The sequence below is a fragment of the Arthrobacter melezitosi genome (assembly GCF_054511055.1).
The window spans coordinates 245920-262822 of record NZ_JBTNDJ010000002.1 but is presented as its reverse complement, the minus strand read 5'-3'; the positions used below and the strand labels follow the sequence as shown (position 1 = coordinate 262822).

At 69.8% G+C, this 16903-nt stretch carries 15 protein-coding genes; 6 read left to right on the top strand and 9 right to left on the bottom strand.

The annotated features are described in order from the left end of the window. The first annotated feature begins 163 nt into the window (after positions 1–163). From gap to secG, 4 genes are all read left to right on the top strand, one after another. Positions 164–1171 carry a type I glyceraldehyde-3-phosphate dehydrogenase gene (gene gap, locus ACX80W_RS03985; protein WP_459280642.1) on the top strand — a complete coding sequence of 336 codons (1008 nt, stop codon included), beginning with the start codon at positions 164–166 and terminating at the stop codon, positions 1169–1171. A 10-nt stretch (positions 1172–1181) separates the two neighbouring features. After that, entirely contained in the window at positions 1182–2423 is a 1242-nt protein-coding gene (locus tag ACX80W_RS03980; RefSeq protein ID WP_459280640.1) for a phosphoglycerate kinase, read from the top strand. Positions 2424–2509: 86 nt separating this feature from the next. After that, positions 2510–3325 carry a triose-phosphate isomerase gene (gene tpiA, locus ACX80W_RS03975; protein ID WP_459280638.1) on the top strand — a complete coding sequence of 272 codons (816 nt, stop codon included), beginning with the start codon at positions 2510–2512 and terminating at the stop codon, positions 3323–3325. Positions 3326–3376: 51 nt separating this feature from the next. Next, positions 3377–3625 carry a preprotein translocase subunit SecG gene (secG, locus tag ACX80W_RS03970; RefSeq protein WP_120168227.1) on the top strand — a complete coding sequence of 83 codons (249 nt, stop codon included), beginning with the start codon at positions 3377–3379 and terminating at the stop codon, positions 3623–3625. A 91-nt stretch (positions 3626–3716) separates the two neighbouring features. Here secG and pgl read toward each other — a convergent pair whose 3' ends face one another. From pgl to tkt, 6 genes are read right to left on the bottom strand one after another with little or no spacing between them, the layout of a single operon-like run. After that, the gene (pgl, locus tag ACX80W_RS03965) at positions 3717–4517 is read right to left on the bottom strand and encodes a 6-phosphogluconolactonase (protein ID WP_459280636.1); all 801 of its coding nucleotides are present in this window, start codon (positions 4515–4517) and stop codon (positions 3717–3719) included. After that, positions 4507–5448 carry a glucose-6-phosphate dehydrogenase assembly protein OpcA gene (locus ACX80W_RS03960; protein ID WP_459280634.1) on the bottom strand — a complete coding sequence of 314 codons (942 nt, stop codon included), beginning with the start codon at positions 5446–5448 and terminating at the stop codon, positions 4507–4509. Before ACX80W_RS03960 ends, pgl begins: the two co-directional genes overlap by 11 nt. Further along, positions 5445–6989, bottom strand: coding sequence for a glucose-6-phosphate dehydrogenase (gene zwf / locus ACX80W_RS03955; protein WP_459280632.1), 1545 nt, complete (start codon positions 6987–6989; stop codon positions 5445–5447). The genes ACX80W_RS03960 and zwf overlap by 4 nt, the downstream gene beginning before the upstream one ends. Positions 6990–6991: 2 nt before the next feature. Next, positions 6992–8635, bottom strand: coding sequence for a phosphoglucose isomerase-related protein (locus ACX80W_RS03950; protein WP_459280630.1), 1644 nt, complete (start codon positions 8633–8635; stop codon positions 6992–6994). Between the two features lie 5 nt (positions 8636–8640). After that, positions 8641–9753 (bottom strand): transaldolase, encoded by a 1113-nt coding sequence (gene tal / locus ACX80W_RS03945; RefSeq protein ID WP_459280628.1) that lies wholly within the window; start codon positions 9751–9753, stop codon positions 8641–8643. A 58-nt stretch (positions 9754–9811) separates the two neighbouring features. After that, positions 9812–11998, bottom strand: a complete 2187-nt coding sequence (gene tkt / locus ACX80W_RS03940; protein ID WP_459280627.1) for a transketolase — start codon at positions 11996–11998, stop codon at positions 9812–9814. Positions 11999–12398: 400 nt separating this feature from the next. Between tkt and ACX80W_RS03935 the strand changes: the two genes are divergently transcribed. Then, the gene (locus ACX80W_RS03935) at positions 12399–13340 is read left to right on the top strand and encodes a heme o synthase (protein ID WP_459280624.1); all 942 of its coding nucleotides are present in this window, start codon (positions 12399–12401) and stop codon (positions 13338–13340) included. An 18-nt stretch (positions 13341–13358) separates the two neighbouring features. Continuing rightward, positions 13359–14270, top strand: coding sequence for a dihydrodipicolinate synthase family protein (locus ACX80W_RS03930; RefSeq protein WP_459280622.1), 912 nt, complete (start codon positions 13359–13361; stop codon positions 14268–14270). Here ACX80W_RS03930 and ACX80W_RS03925 read toward each other — a convergent pair. The 3 genes from ACX80W_RS03925 to ACX80W_RS03915 are packed head-to-tail and all read right to left on the bottom strand — an operon-like array spanning position 14251 to position 16839. Then, entirely contained in the window at positions 14251–15222 is a 972-nt protein-coding gene (locus ACX80W_RS03925) for a COX15/CtaA family protein (protein ID WP_459280621.1), read from the bottom strand. The genes ACX80W_RS03930 and ACX80W_RS03925 overlap by 20 nt on opposite strands. Positions 15223–15226: 4 nt before the next feature. Continuing rightward, a complete protein-coding gene (locus ACX80W_RS03920; RefSeq protein ID WP_459280619.1) occupies positions 15227–15970 on the bottom strand; it encodes an ABC transporter permease in 744 nt (247 codons plus the stop codon). Continuing rightward, positions 15967–16839, bottom strand: a complete 873-nt coding sequence (locus tag ACX80W_RS03915) for an ABC transporter ATP-binding protein (RefSeq protein ID WP_459280865.1) — start codon at positions 16837–16839, stop codon at positions 15967–15969. The genes ACX80W_RS03920 and ACX80W_RS03915 overlap by 4 nt, the downstream gene beginning before the upstream one ends. Between the last annotated feature and the right edge of the window lie 64 nt (positions 16840–16903).

Sequence of the window (16903 nt, the reverse complement as noted above, 5' to 3'; positions counted from 1 at the left end):
GCGCTCCGGGGCGGGGGTCCAGGCTCCCGCCCCGGAGCACCGCAGAACCTGATGGACCGAAAAGGATCATCGGAACCGCACAACGGCGTGCAGCGCAAGCAGCTGCCGGACCGGCCGAACAGGCCGCGGCCCGCAGCACCACTTATAAAGGAGATGGAAACCAGTGACTACGCGAATTGGAATCAACGGCTTTGGCCGGATCGGCCGTAACTACTTCAGGGCGGTGCTCGCTCAGGGCGCGGACCTGGAGATCGTGGCCGTCAATGACCTCACCAGCCCCGAAACCCTGGCCCACCTGCTCAAGTACGACTCCGTTGCCGGGCGCCTGGGCGTCAGCGTCGAGGTCGACGGCGGCGACCTCGTGGTCGACGGCAAGCGCATCCGCGTCCTGGCCGAGCGCGACCCGGCGAACCTGCCCTGGGCCGAACTGGGCGCGGACATCGTCGTCGAGTCCACCGGGTTCTTCACCAAGGCCGCCGACGCGCAGAAGCACATCGACGCCGGTGCGAAGAAGGTCCTGATCTCGGCGCCGGCCTCCGGCGAGGACCTCACGGTGGTCCTGGGCGTCAACGACGGGGACTACGACCCGGCCAACCACCACATCATCTCCAACGCCTCGTGCACCACCAACTGCCTCGGCCCGCTGGCGAAGGTCCTGCAGGACTCCTTCGGCATCGAACGCGGCCTGATGACCACGGTCCACGCCTACACGGCCGACCAGAACCTGCAGGACGGCCCGCACAAGGACCTGCGCCGCGCCCGCGCCGCCGCCGTCAACATGGTGCCCACCTCCACCGGCGCCGCCAAGGCCATCGGACTGGTCCTGCCCGAGCTCAAGGGCAAGCTCGACGGGTACGCCATCCGCGTCCCGGTCCCCACCGGGTCGGCCACGGACCTGACCGTCACGGTCGGCCGCGAGGTCACCGTCGACGAGGTCAACGCAGCCTACAAGGCCGCCGCTGAAGGGCCGCTGAAGGGCTACCTCACCTACACCGAGGATCCCATCGTGTCCTCGGACATCGTGGGCGATCCGGCCTCCTCGATCTTCGACTCGGGCCTGACCAAGGTTCTCGGCAACCAGGTCAAGGTCGTGTCCTGGTACGACAACGAGTGGGGCTACTCCAACCGCCTGGTCGACCTCACCGAAATCGTCGCCTCGAAGCTCTCCTGACGGCCCGCCCGTGAGCTACGCATCGATCGACGATCTCCTGGCGGAAGGGGTCCGTGGACGGCGGATCCTGGTCCGCTCGGACCTCAACGTACCCCTTGACGACTCCCAGCGGGTCACCGACGACGGGCGCATCCGTGCGTCGCTTCCCGTGCTGCGCAAGCTCAGCGAAGCCGGGGCCGCCGTCATCGTGATGGCCCACCTTGGGCGCCCCAAGGGTGCGCCGGAGGCGAAGTACTCGCTCCGCCCCGCCGTTGACCGCCTTGCCGAGCTCGCGGACTTCTCCGTGACGCTGGCAGGGGACACGGCCGGGGAGCAGGCGCGGGCTGCCGCGGAGTCCCTGAAGGACGGCGAGGTCCTGGTGCTCGAGAACGTGCGGTTCGACCCGCGCGAGACCAGCAAGGACGACGCCGAACGTGCCGCCTTCGCCGGCGAGCTCGCCGGGCTGACCGGCGGCTCGGGGGCGTACGTCAACGACGCTTTCGGAGCCGTGCACCGCAAGCACGCAAGCGTGTACGACCTCGCCGCGGTCCTTCCCTCCTACCAGGGCGACCTGGTGAAGGCGGAGGTCGAGGTGCTCCAGCGGCTGACCACCGACCCCGAGCGGCCCTTCGTGGTCGTCCTGGGCGGATCGAAGGTCTCCGACAAGTTGGCGGTCATCGAGAACCTCCTGGGCAGGGCCGACCGGCTCCTGATCGGCGGGGGAATGGTCTTCACGTTCCTCGCCGCCCAGGGGCACAAGGTGGGGGCCTGCCTGCTCGAGCCCGACCAGCTGGATAATGTGCGCGGCTACCTCGCCCGGGCGGAGGAGGCGGGCACCGAGTTCGTCTTCCCGACGGACATCGTGGTCGCCGAGAAGTTCGCGCCCGACGCCGGCTCCAGTGTGCTGGCGGCCGATGCGATCGAGTCCGGCCCCTACGGCGCCGACGGGATCGGCCTCGACATCGGACCGGCCACCGGCTCCGATTTCGCGGCGCACATCGCGCAGGCGAGGACCGTGTTCTGGAACGGCCCCATGGGCGTGTTCGAGTTCGAGGCCTTCGCCGAGGGGACCCGCGTGGTTGCGCAGGCCCTTGCCGAGGCGCAGCGCAACGGCGCCCTGACGGTGGTGGGCGGGGGCGACTCCGCCGCCGCGGTCCGGGGGCTCGGCTTCGAGGACACCCAGTTCGGCCACATCTCCACCGGAGGCGGGGCCAGCCTTGAGTACCTCGAGGGCAAGGAGCTTCCCGGCCTGACGGCGCTCGAGCGCGCCTGAGGCAACCGGCCAGGAACATCCACGCCGCAGGACCCGCCCGCACCGGGCGGGTCCTGCGGCTCCCGACGACTGAAAGAGAGTTCGCTATGACCACCTCGACGAACGGCGTGTTCGACCGGCGCCCCCTGATCGCAGGGAACTGGAAGATGAACCTGGACCACGTCCAGGCGATCACGTTCCTGCAGAAGCTCGCCTGGACCCTCGACGACGCCAACCACGACTTCGGCCGGGTCGAGGTGTCGGTGTTCCCGCCGTTCACCGACCTGCGCGGGGTGCAGACCCTCGTCAAGGGCGACGACCTCGCCGTCGTCTACGGCGGGCAGGACCTGTCGCCGCACGACTCCGGCGCCTACACCGGCGACATCTCCGGGCAGTTCCTGAACCGCCTCGGCTGCACCTACGTGCTGGTGGGCCATTCCGAGCGCCGCACGATCCACGCCGAAACCGACGGGGTGCTCAACGCCAAGGTGCACGCGGCGTACCGCCACGACCTCGTTCCGGTGCTCTGCGTCGGCGAGGGCCTCGAGATCCGCCAGGCCGGCACCCACGTCGAACACACCCTCGAACAGCTCCGCAGGGGCGTCGCCGGCCTCGACGCCGAGAAGGCCGCCCGCCTCGTCGTCGCCTACGAGCCCGTGTGGGCGATCGGCACCGGCGAGGTCGCCGGGCCGCAGGACGCCCAGGAGATGTGCGCGGCGATCCGCGCGGAACTCACCGAACTCTTCGACGGCGGCACGGCCGGGAAGGTCCGCCTGCTCTACGGCGGATCGGTCAAGGCCGCCAACGCTGGGACGATCCTGAAGGAGCGCGACGTCGACGGCGTGCTCGTCGGTGGGGCGAGCCTCGATGTGTCGGAGTTTGCTAGTATTGTCAGGTTCGAACAGCACCTGGTGACAGGCTAGTTCGAAGCGCACCCCCGCCTCGCGGCGGGCTCTCAGCCTTGAAAGGGCCCCGTGGAAATTCTCCGAATCATCCTGCTCGTACTGCTGGGCATCACCAGCCTGCTCCTGACGCTGCTGATCCTGCTGCATAAGGGCCGCGGCGGCGGCATGTCCGATATGTTCGGCGGCGGCATGTCCTCGAGCATGGGCTCCTCCGGAGTTGCCGAGCGCAACCTGAACCGCTTCACCGTGGCGTTGGGCCTGGCGTGGGGCACCGTGATCATCGCACTCGGACTCATCCAGCGGTTCCTCGAACCCTGACCGGCGCACAAAAGGCCCCGCCGCTTCCAAGCCTGGAAGCGGCGGGGCCTTTTTGGTGGGCCGGGGGTGCGCTACCGCACCCCCGGCTCGATCACTGTTCTGCGTCCTCGCGGTTGATGAGGCGGCCGGGAAGCTGCACGGCGGCCTCCTGGTCGATCAGCCAGAGCGTCCGGTTCCGGCCGCGCGCCCCGGCGGCCGGCACCTGGACAGAGCCGGCACCGGCAAGGGCCAGGCCCACCGCTCCCGCCTTGTCCTCGCCGGCCACCGCCAACCAGACCTCCTCCGCCGAATTGATGCTTTCCAGCGTCAGGGAGATCCGCTCGGGCGGGGGCTTGGGGGCGTCCGCGACGCCCACCACTGTTGAGCCCTTCGTGCGGATGCCCGCCAACTCCGGGAAGAGCGAGGCGACATGGGCGTCGGGGCCGACGCCGAGCATGAGCACGTCGAACCGGGGGAGCCGGGGATCGGCCGAGCCCCCGGTTCCCTCCGCATCGGCCGCTTCCTGCAGCCGTGCCGCGTAGTCCGCGGCCGCGGCGTCCTGGTCGGCGAAGTCGTCGCTTGAGCCGAACTCGTGGACCTTCGCCGGATCGACCCCGAGGTGGTCCAGCAGCGCCTCGCGCGCCTGCACGGCATTGCGGTCCGGGTGCCCGCTGGGCAGGAACCGCTCATCGCCCCACCAGAAGTGGACGTTCGACCAGTCGACAGTCCTGCAGGTGGGGGATTCCCGGACGGCCTTCAGGGCGGCCGTGCCGATGGAGCCTCCGGTCAGCACCACCGTGGCCGACCCGCGCTCGTTCTGCACATCGACGAGGCGGGTGATCAAGCGGGACGCCACCGAAGCGGCGAGCAGGGTGGGGCCGGGGTGGATACTGATCTTTGGCTCAGCGTTCACTGGTTTGTACGCTCCTTAGGTTCGTCCTGGCAAGGCCTTCGGTGATAACTTCCCCGAAAACGTCGTCCGGGTCAAGTCGTCGAAGTTCCTCGGCGAGGCACTCCTCAAGGCTGCGGCGCGGCAGCGAGATGCGCTGGACCGGCTGGTCCGGCTGGTGCAGCTCCGCCACGTTCCGGTCGGGCCGGTGCAGCTCGATGTCCCCGTTCGCCCGCGAGAGCCGAACCCGCTGGATGCCCGTTCCTACGGGGCCGGCGGCGATCGTCACCGGCGCATCGAGGGCCAGCGCCAACCAGGCCGCCAGGAGCACCGTGCTGGGGGAATCGGCGGCACCCTCGACGGTCACCTCGGTGATCGGCGAGGGCTCGGCCTGGTCCAGGACGGCCGCGAGCTGGATGCGCCAGTTCGTCAGCCGGGTCCACGCGAGGTCGGTGTCTCCTGCCGAATAGGTCTTCTGCAGGTTGAACAACGCCGCGGCCGGATCCTGCTCATTGGATGAGTCGGTGATCCGGCGGTGCGCGATGGCACCGATCGAGGTCTGCGCGGCCGACGCCGGCATCCGGTGCGACCACCAGGCGACGATCGGGGCATCGGGCAGCAGCAGCGCCGAGACGAGGGACTCGTTCTCGTTCGCGAGGTTCCCGGAGCCGCGCAGCACGATCACCTCGGAGGCGCCGGCGTCACCGCCCACCCGGATCTGGGCGTCCAGCCGGGTCGGATCGTCGGGGGATCCCTCGGCCAGGACGATGATGCGGCAGGGATGCTCCCGGCTCGCCTCGTTCGCCGCCCGGATCGCTTCCTCCTCGGCGCCCGCGCGGGTGATGACCACGAGGGTCAGCACCCGGCCCAGGGCGACGACGCCGCCCCGGTCCCGCATGCTCATGAGCTCCTTGGAGACCTTCGAGGTTGTGGTGTTCGGAAGATCTACGATCATGGCCTTCTCCAGCTTCTGCCATCGACGGCGAGCAGCTCATCCGCGGAGGAGGGACCCCAGCTGCCCGGCCTGTACTTTTCGGGCTGCTCATTCAGCGAGGCCCAGAACTTTTCGAAGGGATCGAGGATCTGCCAGGACAGCTCGACCTCCTGCTGGCGGGGGAACAGCGGAGGCTCCCCGAGCAACACATCGAGGATGAGCCGTTCGTAGGCCTCCGGGCTCGACTCCGTGAAGGAGTGGCCGTACCCGAAGTCCATCGTGACGTCACGCACTTCCATCTGCGTGCCCGGGACCTTCGACCCGAACCGGATCGTCGCCCCCTCGTCGGGCTGGACGCGGATGACCACGGCGTTCTGGCCGAAGTCCTCCTCGTTGTGGTCCAGGAAGAGCAGGTTCGGGGCGCGCTTGAACACCACCGCGATCTCCGTGACGCGCCGGCCCAGGCGCTTGCCCGCCCGCAGGTAAAACGGCACACCGCTCCACCGGCGGGTGTTGATGTCGAGGCGGATCGCGGCGAAGCTCTCCGTCGTCGAATCGGCCGGGATGCCGTCCTCGTCGAGGAAGCCCTTGACCTCCTCGCCGCCCTGCCAGCCGCCGTCGTACTGGCCGCGGGCCGAGTAGGAGGTCAGGTCCTCGGGAAGCCGCACGGCGGCGAGCACCTTCTCCTTCTCGGCACGCAGGTCCTCGGCATTGAAGGAGATGGGCTCCTCCATGGCGGTCAGGGCCAGCAGCTGCAGGAGGTGGTTCTGAATGACGTCGCGGGCCGCGCCCACACCGTCGTAGTACCCGGCGCGCCCCCCGATGCCGATGTCCTCGGCCATGGTGATCTGTACGTGGTCGACATAGTTCGCGTTCCACAGGGGTTCGAACAGCTGGTTGGCGAAGCGCAGGGCCAGGATGTTCTGGACCGTCTCCTTGCCAAGGTAGTGGTCGATGCGGAACACGGCGTCGGGCGGGAAGACCTGCTCGACGATGTTGTTGAGTTCGCGCGCCGACTCGAGGTTGTGCCCGAAGGGCTTCTCGATGACGACGCGGCGCCACTGGCCGTCGCGCGGCTCGGCGAGCCCGTGCTCGGACAGCTTCTGGCACACGATCTCGAAGGCCTTCGGCGGGATCGACAGGTAGAACGCGGAATTTCCCCGCGTTCCCCGGGTCTCGTCGAGCTCGCTGAGGGACTCCTGGAGCCGCCCGTAGGCGGCGTCGTCGTCGAAGTTGCCCTGGACGAAGCGGATTCCGGCCTCAAGCTGCTCCCACACCGTGTCGTTGAACGGCGTGCGGGAATACTGCTTGACCGAATTCCTCACCTCTTCGGCGAACTGCTCGTTGGTCCAGTCGCGGCGGCCGAAGCCGATGAGCGCGAAGCTGGGCGGAAGCAGGCCGCGGTTGGCCAGGTCGTACACGGCCGGCATCAACTTCTTGCGGGCGAGGTCGCCGGTGACTCCGAAGAGCACCAGTGACGACGGCCCCGCGATCCGGCTGAGGCGCCGGTCGCGGGTGTCCCGCAGGGGATTTGCCTGTCTGGGGGAAGGGGTCTCGTGCATTATCAGCCGTTCTGCCGGGATTCCCTGCCGGCACCGGCCAGGAAATCGATAACGCTGCTGAGCTGGCTCAGCCCTGCTGCGCGGTCGGTAAGGTGCAGGCGGACCACGGGGCGGCCGTGGGTCTCGAGCACCTGTGCGTCCCCGGCCGCCTGGGCCGAGATGAGTTCCCCGAACGTGAAGGGCAGTCCCGGGATCTCCAGGTCCGACCCCGCCGCACCGGTGAGCTGCAGGTACACGCCCGAGGCGGGCCCGCCCTTGTGGAACTGGCCGGTCGAGTGCAGGAAGCGCGGACCCCACCCGAAGGTGACCGGCCGGCCGGTCACCGCCGCCAGCGGGCTGCGCAGCGCCTCAAGCGGTGCCTGGGCGTGCCGGTCGAGGTAAGCCTGAACCGAGAGGTACCCGGTCGGGCCCAGCGTGCCCAGCAGCGCCTGCAGGGCATCTCCGACGGTGGTGGCGCCGCCGAGCAGTGCCGCGTCGCCGCGCACCTCGATGGCGCCGTCGACGAAGTTCGCCGGAGCCGGGGCGGGCTGGGCGTCCAGCAGGCCGCGGGCGGCCTTCTTGGCCGCCTCGACGTCGGGCTGGTCGAAGGGGTTGATCCCCAGCAGCCGGCCCGCGACGGCGGTCGCGAACTCCCAGACGAACATCTGGCTTCCCAGCGAGCCGCTGACCACGGCGCGGGTCTGACCGTCCGCGGCCGCCGCGGCGTCGGGACCGGCCAGGACGACCGGAACGACGTCGTCGGCCACGGTGGCGAGTTCCGGGGCGTCGGTAGAGGCGACGACGGGCAGCAGGCCCGTGCCGAGCTTCCCCGTCGACTCCGCGATGAGCTGCTCCACCCAGTCGGCGAAGCCCGGGAGGCCGGAGTCGCCGTCGGCGAAGACGATCTTGTCACGCAGCGGCTTGGTCCCGCCGAGCACGGCGCCCAGGCGGAGGCCGGCGTTGTCGGGGCCGTCCTCCGCGAGGAACTCGGAGATCTCCTCCGCGTCGGCCACGAGGGCCTCGATGTCGGCGCCGGCCAGGCCGGAGGGAACCAGGCCGAACGCGGTCAGCGCCGAGTAGCGCCCGCCCACCTGCGGGTTGGCGTTGAAGACCTGGCGGTAGCCGGCCTCCCGCGCCGAGCCGTCAAGCGGCGACCCGGGATCCGTGACGATGATAATGCGGGACTTCGCGTCGATCCCGGCGTCGGTGAACGCCTTCTCGAAGGCCCGGCGCTGCGAGTCGGTCTCCACGGTGGACCCGGACTTGGAGGACACGACGATCGCCGTCTCGGCGACGCGCTCCGCGAGGGCGGAGCTGACCTGGTCGGGGTCGGTCGAGTCGAGGACCACGAGGTCGACCCCCGCCGTGCGGGTGATGACCTCGGGGGCCAGGGATGAGCCGCCCATGCCGGCGAGCACGAAGCGGGTCACCCCCTCGGCCGCCAGGTCCTCCCGGAGCCGGTTGATTTCGGGGATCAGCGCGCGCGACTCGTCGAACAGGTCGATCCAGCCAAGGCGGATCGAGGCCTCCGGCTCGGCGTCGGGGCCCCACAGGGTGGCGTCCTTGGCCATGAGCCGGGAGGCGACCTTGTCCTCGACGAGGGTGGGAAGGGATGCCTCGATGGCGGCCGCGGCCGCGCCCGAGGCTGCGAGCTCGAAGGAACCCATGGGGATCAACGTCCTTCGGTGTCGAGGGCGGTCTGGACGGTCTCGAGCAGTTCGGACCAGCTGACGACGAACTTGTCGAGGCCTTCGGTCTCGAGCTGCTCGACGACCTCCTTGTAGGAGATGCCCAGGGCGTCGAGGTCGTTGAGGACGGCGTTCGACTCCTCGTAGGTGCCGGTGACGGTGTCGCCTTCGATGACGCCGTGGTCGGCCGTCGCCTCGAGGGTCTTCTCCGGCATCGTGTTGACGACGCCCTTTGCGACGAGGCCGGTCACGTACAGGGTGTCAGGAAGCGACGGGTCCTTGACCCCGGTGGAGGCCCACAGCGGACGCTGGGGGTTGGCGCCGGCACCGGAGAGGACCTGCCAGCGCTCGGTGGCGAACTGCTCCTCGAACACCTGGTAGGCGAGCCGGGCGTTGGCGAGCCCCGCCTTGCCCTTGAGCGCCTTGGCCTCCGGGGTGCCCAGGGCGTCGAGGCGCCCGTCGATCTCCGCGTCGACGCGGGAGACAAAGAAGGAGGCGACCGAGTGGATCTTGGACAGGTCGTGCCCGTTCTCCTTCGCCTTCTCGAGGCCGACCAGATAGGCGTTGATGACCTCGCGGTACCGCTCGAGCGAGAAGATCAGGGTCACGTTGACGCTGATCCCCGCGGCGATCGTCTCGGAGATCGCCTCGAGCCCCTCGACCGTGGCCGGGATCTTGATCAGGACGTTGGTGCGCTGGACCTTGGCGTGGAGCCGCTTGGCCTCGGCGATGGTGCCCTGCGCGTCGCGGGCGAGGCGGGGGTCGACCTCGATCGAGACGCGTCCGTCGAAGCCGCCGGTGCGCTTGGCCGCTTCGGCGAAGATGTCGGAGGCCTGGGCGACGTCGTGGGTGGTGATGTCGAAGACCGCCTGGTCGACGGTTGCGCCGGCCTGGGCCAGGGCGCCGACCTGCGAGGCGTAGGATTCGCCCTTCTTCAGCGCGGCGGCGAAGATGCTCGGGTTGGTGGTGACACCGACGACGTTGAGCTCTTCGATGAGCCGCTTGAAGGCGCCGGAGTTGATGCGTTCGCGGGACAGGTCGTCCAGCCAGATCGAGACGCCGGCCGCTGAAAGGTCGGCTGTTGGGTTGGAAGTCATGAGATTCTCCTTTGGGTCCGCGGTAGCGGACGGTGAAATCGGGGTGGAGGGGACGGGGTTACTGGTGGTCACCGGTCTCGGTGGCGCGGGTCCCCGAGGGCAGCGCGGGGGTCCCGTTGGGGGCCAGCGGGTCACCGGCGGCGGCGCTGATCGAGTCGCGTGCGGCGGCCACCACGGCCTCCGCGGTGATGCCGAACTCCCGGTAGAGGGTCTTGTAGTCCGCGGAGGCACCGTAGTGCTCCAGGGACACGGCCCGGCCGGCGTCACCGAGGAGGCCCTGCCAGCTCTGGGCCACGCCTGCCTCGACGGAGACGCGTGCGCGCAGGCTGCGGGGGAGGACCGACTCGCGGTACGCCTCGTCCTGGCTGTTGAACCACTCGAGCGAGGGCACCGAAACAACGCGGGTGGCGATGCCTTCGGCCTCGAGGGTCTCGCGGGCCTGCACGGCCAGCTGCACCTCGGAGCCGGTGGCCATCAGGATGACCTCGGGCTTGCCGTTGCGGGCCTCGGCGAGGATGTACGCACCCTTGGCCACTCCCTCGGCCGAGCCGAAGGTGTCGCCGGTGGCTGCGCCGTCGCCGCGCTCGTACGTCGGGATGTTCTGCCGCGTCAGCACGATGCCGGCGGGGTTCTCGGTGTTCTCGAGGATCGTCCGCCAGGCCACGGCGACCTCGTTGGCGTCGCCGGGGCGGACGACGTCGAGGCCGGGAATGGCGCGCAGCGAGGAGAGCTGCTCGACCGGCTGGTGGGTCGGTCCGTCCTCGCCGAGCCCGATGGAGTCGTGCGTCCACACGTAGATGGAGGGCACGCCCATCAGGGCCCCAAGGCGCACCGCGGGCCGCTGGTAGTCGCTGAAGATCAGGAAGGTGCCCGAGAATGCGCGGGTGCTGCTGTGCATGACGATGCCGTTGACGATCGCGGCGGCGGCATGCTCGCGGATGCCGAAGTGGAGCACCCGTCCGTAGGGGTTGCCCGACCAGGCTTCCGTCTGCCGGCCCGCCGGCACGAACGACGGGGCGCCTTCGATGGTCGTGTTGTTCGACTCGGCGAGGTCGGCCGAGCCGCCCCACAGTTCGGGAAGGACCGGGCCGATGGCCGTCAGGACCTTGCCGGACGCCGCGCGGGTCGACATGTCCTTGCCGGCGGGGAACTCCGGCAGGGCCTCTTCCCAGCCCTCGGGGAGGGTCCGGGACGCGACGCGCTCGAGCAGCTTCGCCTCGTCGGGGTGGGCGCCGCGCCAGGCGTCGAAGGAGGTGTCCCATTCGGCACGGGCGCTGGCGCCGCGCTCAACGACCTTGCGGGCGTGCTCCAGCACCGCTGGGTCGACCTCGAAGTGCTTCTCCGGGTCGAAGCCGAGGGCCTGCTTCAGGGCGGCCACCTCATCCTTGCCGAGGGCGGAGCCGTGGATCTTGCCGGTGTTCTGCTTGTTCGGGGCGGGCCAGCCGATGATGGTCCGCAGGGAGATGATCGACGGCTTCGAGGTCTCGTTCTTGGCGGCGACAAGTGCCGAGTACAGCTCGGCGACGTCCTCGACGTATTCGCCGGTCTTCGTCCAGTCGACGCGCTGGACGTGCCAGCCGTATGCCTCGTAGCGCTTGAGCACGTCCTCGGTGAAGGCGATGTCGGTGTCGTCCTCGATGGAGATGTGGTTCTCGTCGTAGAGCACCACGAGGTTGCCGAGTTCCTGGTGGCCCGCGAGGGAGGAGGCCTCGGAGGTGACGCCTTCCTGGAGGTCTCCGTCGGAGGCGATGACCCAGATGGTGTGGTCGAAGGGGCTCTCGCCCTGGGGGGCCTCGGGGTCGAACATGCCGCGCTGGCGGCGCTGGGCGAAGGCGAAGCCCACGGAGGTGGCCAGGCCCTGGCCGAGGGGGCCGGTGGTGATCTCGACGCCCTTGGTGTGCCGGTACTCGGGGTGTCCCGGAGTCTGTGAACCCCAGGTGCGCAGTGCCTTGAGGTCATCGAGCTCGAGACCGTAGCCGGCCAGGTACAGCTGGATGTAGAGGGTGAGAGACGTATGGCCGGGGGAGAGCACGAACCGGTCGCGGCCGGTCCATTCAGGATCCGTCGGGTCGTGGCGCATCAGCTTTTGGAAGAGCAGGTAGGCGGCCGGTGCCAGGCTCATTGCAGTACCCGGGTGACCGTTGCCCACCTTCTCCACCGCATCCGCGGCGAGGACGCGGATGGTGTCCACCGCCTTATCGTCCAGATCGCTCCAGTCAAGTTCCTGCTCTTGCTTCTGTGCCACGTTAACCGGGCCTTTCTCTGTCCAGGTCGGCCAGCGCTGCGGCACCAAATGGAGCCGGAGGCCGGAGCGCCCCGAGAGCACCCGCGGCCAACTGGCCGTTCATCGTTGAATCCTGCATTTTTTAGGTGTTCCCAAGGATGCCGACACCCTGAAAAAAAGGGCCGCATGGGCTCCAAAAACAACCATATCCCTTCCTCGCATCAAAGGAAGTTCACTCCCCTACAAGACGCGGATGTTGCTGTTCATTCCCGTTTCGAGGCCCTGGCCCGGTGAGATTGGTCACCCGCGGCGCCTGTGGCGGCGCGCTGTTCCGGGCCGGAAGCCGCGGCCGATTTCTACGGGGCGTAAAAGGGTATGATGAAGCTGTCTTTTGCCCCAAAAGAAATGAAAGTGTTGCCTTGTGAAGACCCAGCAGGTTTCTGCGCCGGCACGACCACACCGGGCCCCAGGGGGCGCCGGGCGCAAGCTCCGGGCATATGTCGCCCTGACCAAGCCCCGGGTGATCGAGCTCCTGCTGGTGACGACCCTCCCGACGATGATCTTCGCCCACGGCGGGTTCCCGCACCCCGGGCTGATCCTCGCCACGATGGTGGGCGGGGCGTTCGCCGCCGGCAGCGCCGGCGCCTTCAACTGCTACATCGACCGGGACATCGACAAGGTGATGCACCGCACCGAGAACCGTCCGCTGGTGACCGGTGAGGTGTCTCCCCGTGAGGCCCTGGTCTTTGCCTGGGCGCTCGGCGCCGCGGCCATCGGCATCCTCTGGTGGGGCGCGAACCCGCTGGCGGCCTGGCTCGGCATTGCGGCGATCTTCCTCTACGTCGTGGTGTACACGATCATCCTCAAGCGCCGGACCGCGCAGAACATTATCTGGGGCGGTGCCGCCGGCTGCATGCCGGTCCTGATCGCCTGGGCGGCGGTGACGAACTCGATCGAGTGGCCCGCCGTCGTGCTGTTCCTGATCATCTTCCTCTGGACCCCTCCGCACTACTGGCCGCTGTCGATGAAGTACAGCGACGACTACAACGCCGCGAACGTGCCGATGCTCGGCGCGATCGCCGGGGCGAGGGTCGTCTCGGTCCAGGTCGTGCTGTACGCGTGGGCCACGGTCGCCTGTTCCCTGCTCCTGGTGCCGGCCGGTGCCGGCTGGGTCTACACGGCGGCCGCGGCGGCCTCCGGCGCCTGGTTCATCCGTGAAACGCACCGGCTCCACGCCCAGGCACGCCGGGGCACACTGGAGAACCGCTCGGCCATGAAGGTCTTCCACGGCTCCATCAGCTACCTCTCGGTGCTCTTCCTCGCCCTGGCGATCGATCCTTTTGTCGGCGGCCCCGTCTTCTAGCGCCGCTAGCATGGGGGCATGACCTTCACCGGGCTCGTCGCCTACCCCATCACGCCCTTCACCGCCGACGGGGAGGTGAACGCCGCCGAGCTTGCCGCGCTGGTGTCGTCCCTGGCCATCTCGGGGGTCGACACCATCGCCGTGCTCGGCTCCTCGGGGAGTTTTGCCTTCCTCAGCCAGTCCGAACGGGAGTCGGTGGCACGGACGGCCGTGGAGGCCGCCAGCGGCGCCGTCCCGGTGGTGGTGGGCATCAGCGCGGTGGCCACGCGGGAGGTGCTGGCGGCCGCCCGCGCCGCCAAACGCGCCGGAGCGTCGGGCCTGATCCTGTCGCCGGTGTCCTACGTCCCGTTGACGGCCGAGGAGGTCGCCGTCCAGACCCGCACCGTGGCCGAGTCGACGGACCTGCCGATCTGCCTCTACAACAATCCCCGGACCACCCAGTTCAGCTACGGGCTGGAGCTGGTGGCGGAGCTCCTGGAGCTTCCGTCGGTCGTGGCGTTCAAGGACACCGCCGCGGACGTCGGCTCCTTCCGGCAGCGGTATGACCGGCTGCGGACCCTGGCGGGCGGGGAATTCAGCCACGGCCTGAGCGGGGACCTGCTGATCGCCTCCGGGGAGCTGGCCGCCGACGCCTGGCACACCGGCCCCGGGGCGCTGCTTCCCACCTACTACGCCCGGTTCCGCCGGGCCGTGGCCGCGGGGGATACGCCCGTCGTCGAGGAATACCGCAGGGTCCTCGCGCCGGTGGTGCAGCACGTGGTGAACCTCCGCAAGATCAGCGGCCTGCACCTGCTCGCCCGGGTGTGCGGCATCAACGCCGGCGATCCCCGCCTGCCGCTGCTCCCAGTCCCGGGCAGCGAACAGCGCGAATTGGCGCGCCTTGTCGACGTGGTGGAGGAGGCGCTGGCGCTCAGCGGACCGGTGTCCTGACCGTCTGCGCCTGCCCGGCGGCCGCTCCGGCCGGCTGCCGGGTATACCCGGTGTAGACGGCATGCACCGCGGCCGCCGTGAGCAGGGAGGCACCGAGAAGGTGCAGGGCCACCAGCCCGATGGGCAGGTGCAGGAAGTGCTGGGCGTACCCGAGGGCACCCTGGGCCAGCACCACGGCGGCGAGGAGCACCAGCGAGCGGCGCAGGGCCGGGGCCACCCGGTACCGGAACGCCAGTGCCACGGCAAGCGCCACGGTCATCACCAGGAGGTAGACCGGTGCCGCGTGGATTCGGGTCATCAGCTCCGGGTCGAGGTTGTTCCGGGCGGCGCCGTGGTCGCCGGCGTGGGGCCCGGACCCGGTCACGATCACCCCGAGGACGACGACGATCCCGGTCAGGACGGCGATCACCGCCAGGAGCTGGCGCACAATCCGCGGTGCCGCCTGCGGCAGGCGTTCCCGGCTCTGGGCGGTGGTCAGCCGGGTGCGGTTCACCAGCACCGTGGCCACCGAGACGAGGGCCATCGAGACGAGGAAATGCCAGCCGACCACCCACGGATTGAGGTCGGTCCACACGGTGATGCCGCCGATCACGGCCTGGGCGGGGATCCCCGCCAACAGTGCCACGGCGAGGCGGAAGAGGTCCCGGCGCCGGCGGCGGAGGTTGAGCAGGGACACCAGCATGGCGACGGCGATCACGACCAGGACGAAGGTCAGCAGCCGGTTGCCGAACTCGATGACCCCGTGCAGGCCGAGCTCCGGGGTGCTCACGATCGAATCGGCGGTGCACCGGGGCCACTCCGGGCAGCCCAGGCCCGACGCCGTGAGCCGCACGGCCCCGCCGGTGACAACGATGACGATCTGGGACACCAGTGATGCGATGGCAAGCCGCCGGATGAGCGGTGTCTCGGTGGCGGGAAGCCGCCCGATGAGTCGGGTCAGGGATGCAGGCATGTTCTCAACTCCATCGGAACCAGCGGATCGCGGCGGCGCTGGCCACGGCGGCCCAGCCCAGCAGGATCAGGCAGGACAGCGGATCGAAGGATCCCTCGAGGAACGCCGCGCGGAGCCCGTCGCCCAGCGCGGAGGACGGCAGGATCCGGACAAACGGCTCGAGGGCGGCCGGCAGCCCGGCGGCCGGAAGGACGATTCCGCCGGCGGCGGCCAGCACGATCCACAGCAGGTTCGTCACCGCGAGGGTCGCCTCCGGCCGCAGCGTCCCGGCCACGAGGAGGCCCAGCGCGGTGAAGGCCGCGGCGCCAAGGGTGAAGGCCAGGACCGCCCAGGGAAGCCCCGCCGGTTCCGGCCGCCAGCCCATCATTACCGCGGCACCGCCGATCAGCACCACCTGCAGGGCGAGCACCACTGCGACGGCCGTGGCCTTGCCGAACACCAGGCCGGAGCGGCCCAGGGGCGTGGTGGAGAGGAACCGGAGCACCCCGTACCGGCGGTCGAAGCCCGTGGCGATGCCCTGGCCGGTGAAGGCCGTGGACATGACGCACAGGGCCAGCACCCCGGGTGCCGCGGTGTCGATCCTGCTGGCGCCGTAGCCGTCAAGGAGCGGCGTCGCCACCAGGCCGGCCAGGGCCAGCAGGGGCAGGGCCACGGCGAGCACGAGCTGCTCACCGTTGCGGAGCATCGCGGCTGCCTCATACCCGCCGTGGCGGAGAACCCTCCGGGCCAGCGGTGCGGGGTGCGTCATCGGATGCTCCGTCCGGCGATGTCGAGGAACACGTCTTCAAGGGACCGCGGCGTCATGGTCACCGACACCGGGAGGACCCCCTCGGCGTCCCACCACTGGGCCAGGGCCGCGAAGTCGGCCGCGGTCAGGGCGCCGCTGACCAGGTAGTGCCCCGGCTCGGGTTCCGCACGGTGAAGGTGCGGCAGGAGCCCCGGGGGAATCTCGAGGCCGGGCACGGTCTGGAAGCGCAGCTCGCGGTAGTTCTCCGGGGCGGCGCCGGCCGTCAGGTCCGCGACGGTGCCCTGGGCCACGGTGCGTCCGCCCTCCATGATGTAGACGTAGTCCGCGAGCTTCTGGGCGTCGTCGAGCAGGTGGGTGGTGAGGATGATCGCCAGTCCGGCCGCGCGCAGTTCCTGGATCAGCTCGAACACGATGGTCCGGGACTGGGGGTCGAGACCGGCGCTGGGTTCGTCGAGGAAGAGGACCTCCGGGCGGCCGACCAGGGCGCAGGCAAGGGCCAGCCGCTGCTTCTGGCCGCCGGAGAGGCGGCGGATCGCGGTGCCGCCGAAGTCGTCGATCCCGAGCCGGTCGGCCAGCTCGTCGACCGGGCGCGGATCGGCGTACATCGAGGCAACATGCCGCAGCAGGACCAGGGGCCGGGCCGACGGCGGCAGCCCGCCGTCCTGGAGCATCACCCCGACGCGGGCGCGGAGCCGGGGGCTCGCGCGGTACGGGTTCTCGCCGAGGAGCCTCACCGTGCCGGCCGTGGGCCGCTGGAGGCCCTGCGCGCATTCCAGCGTGGTCGTCTTGCCGGCTCCATTGGCACCGAGGATCGCGGTGACGCTGCCCGCGGACGCCTCGAGGTGAACGCCGTCGAGCACCCGAACCATCCTGCCGTCGAGCGAGGGGACCGGCCCGAAGTCCTTGGTGAGGCCCTCGATCACCAGGGCGGCA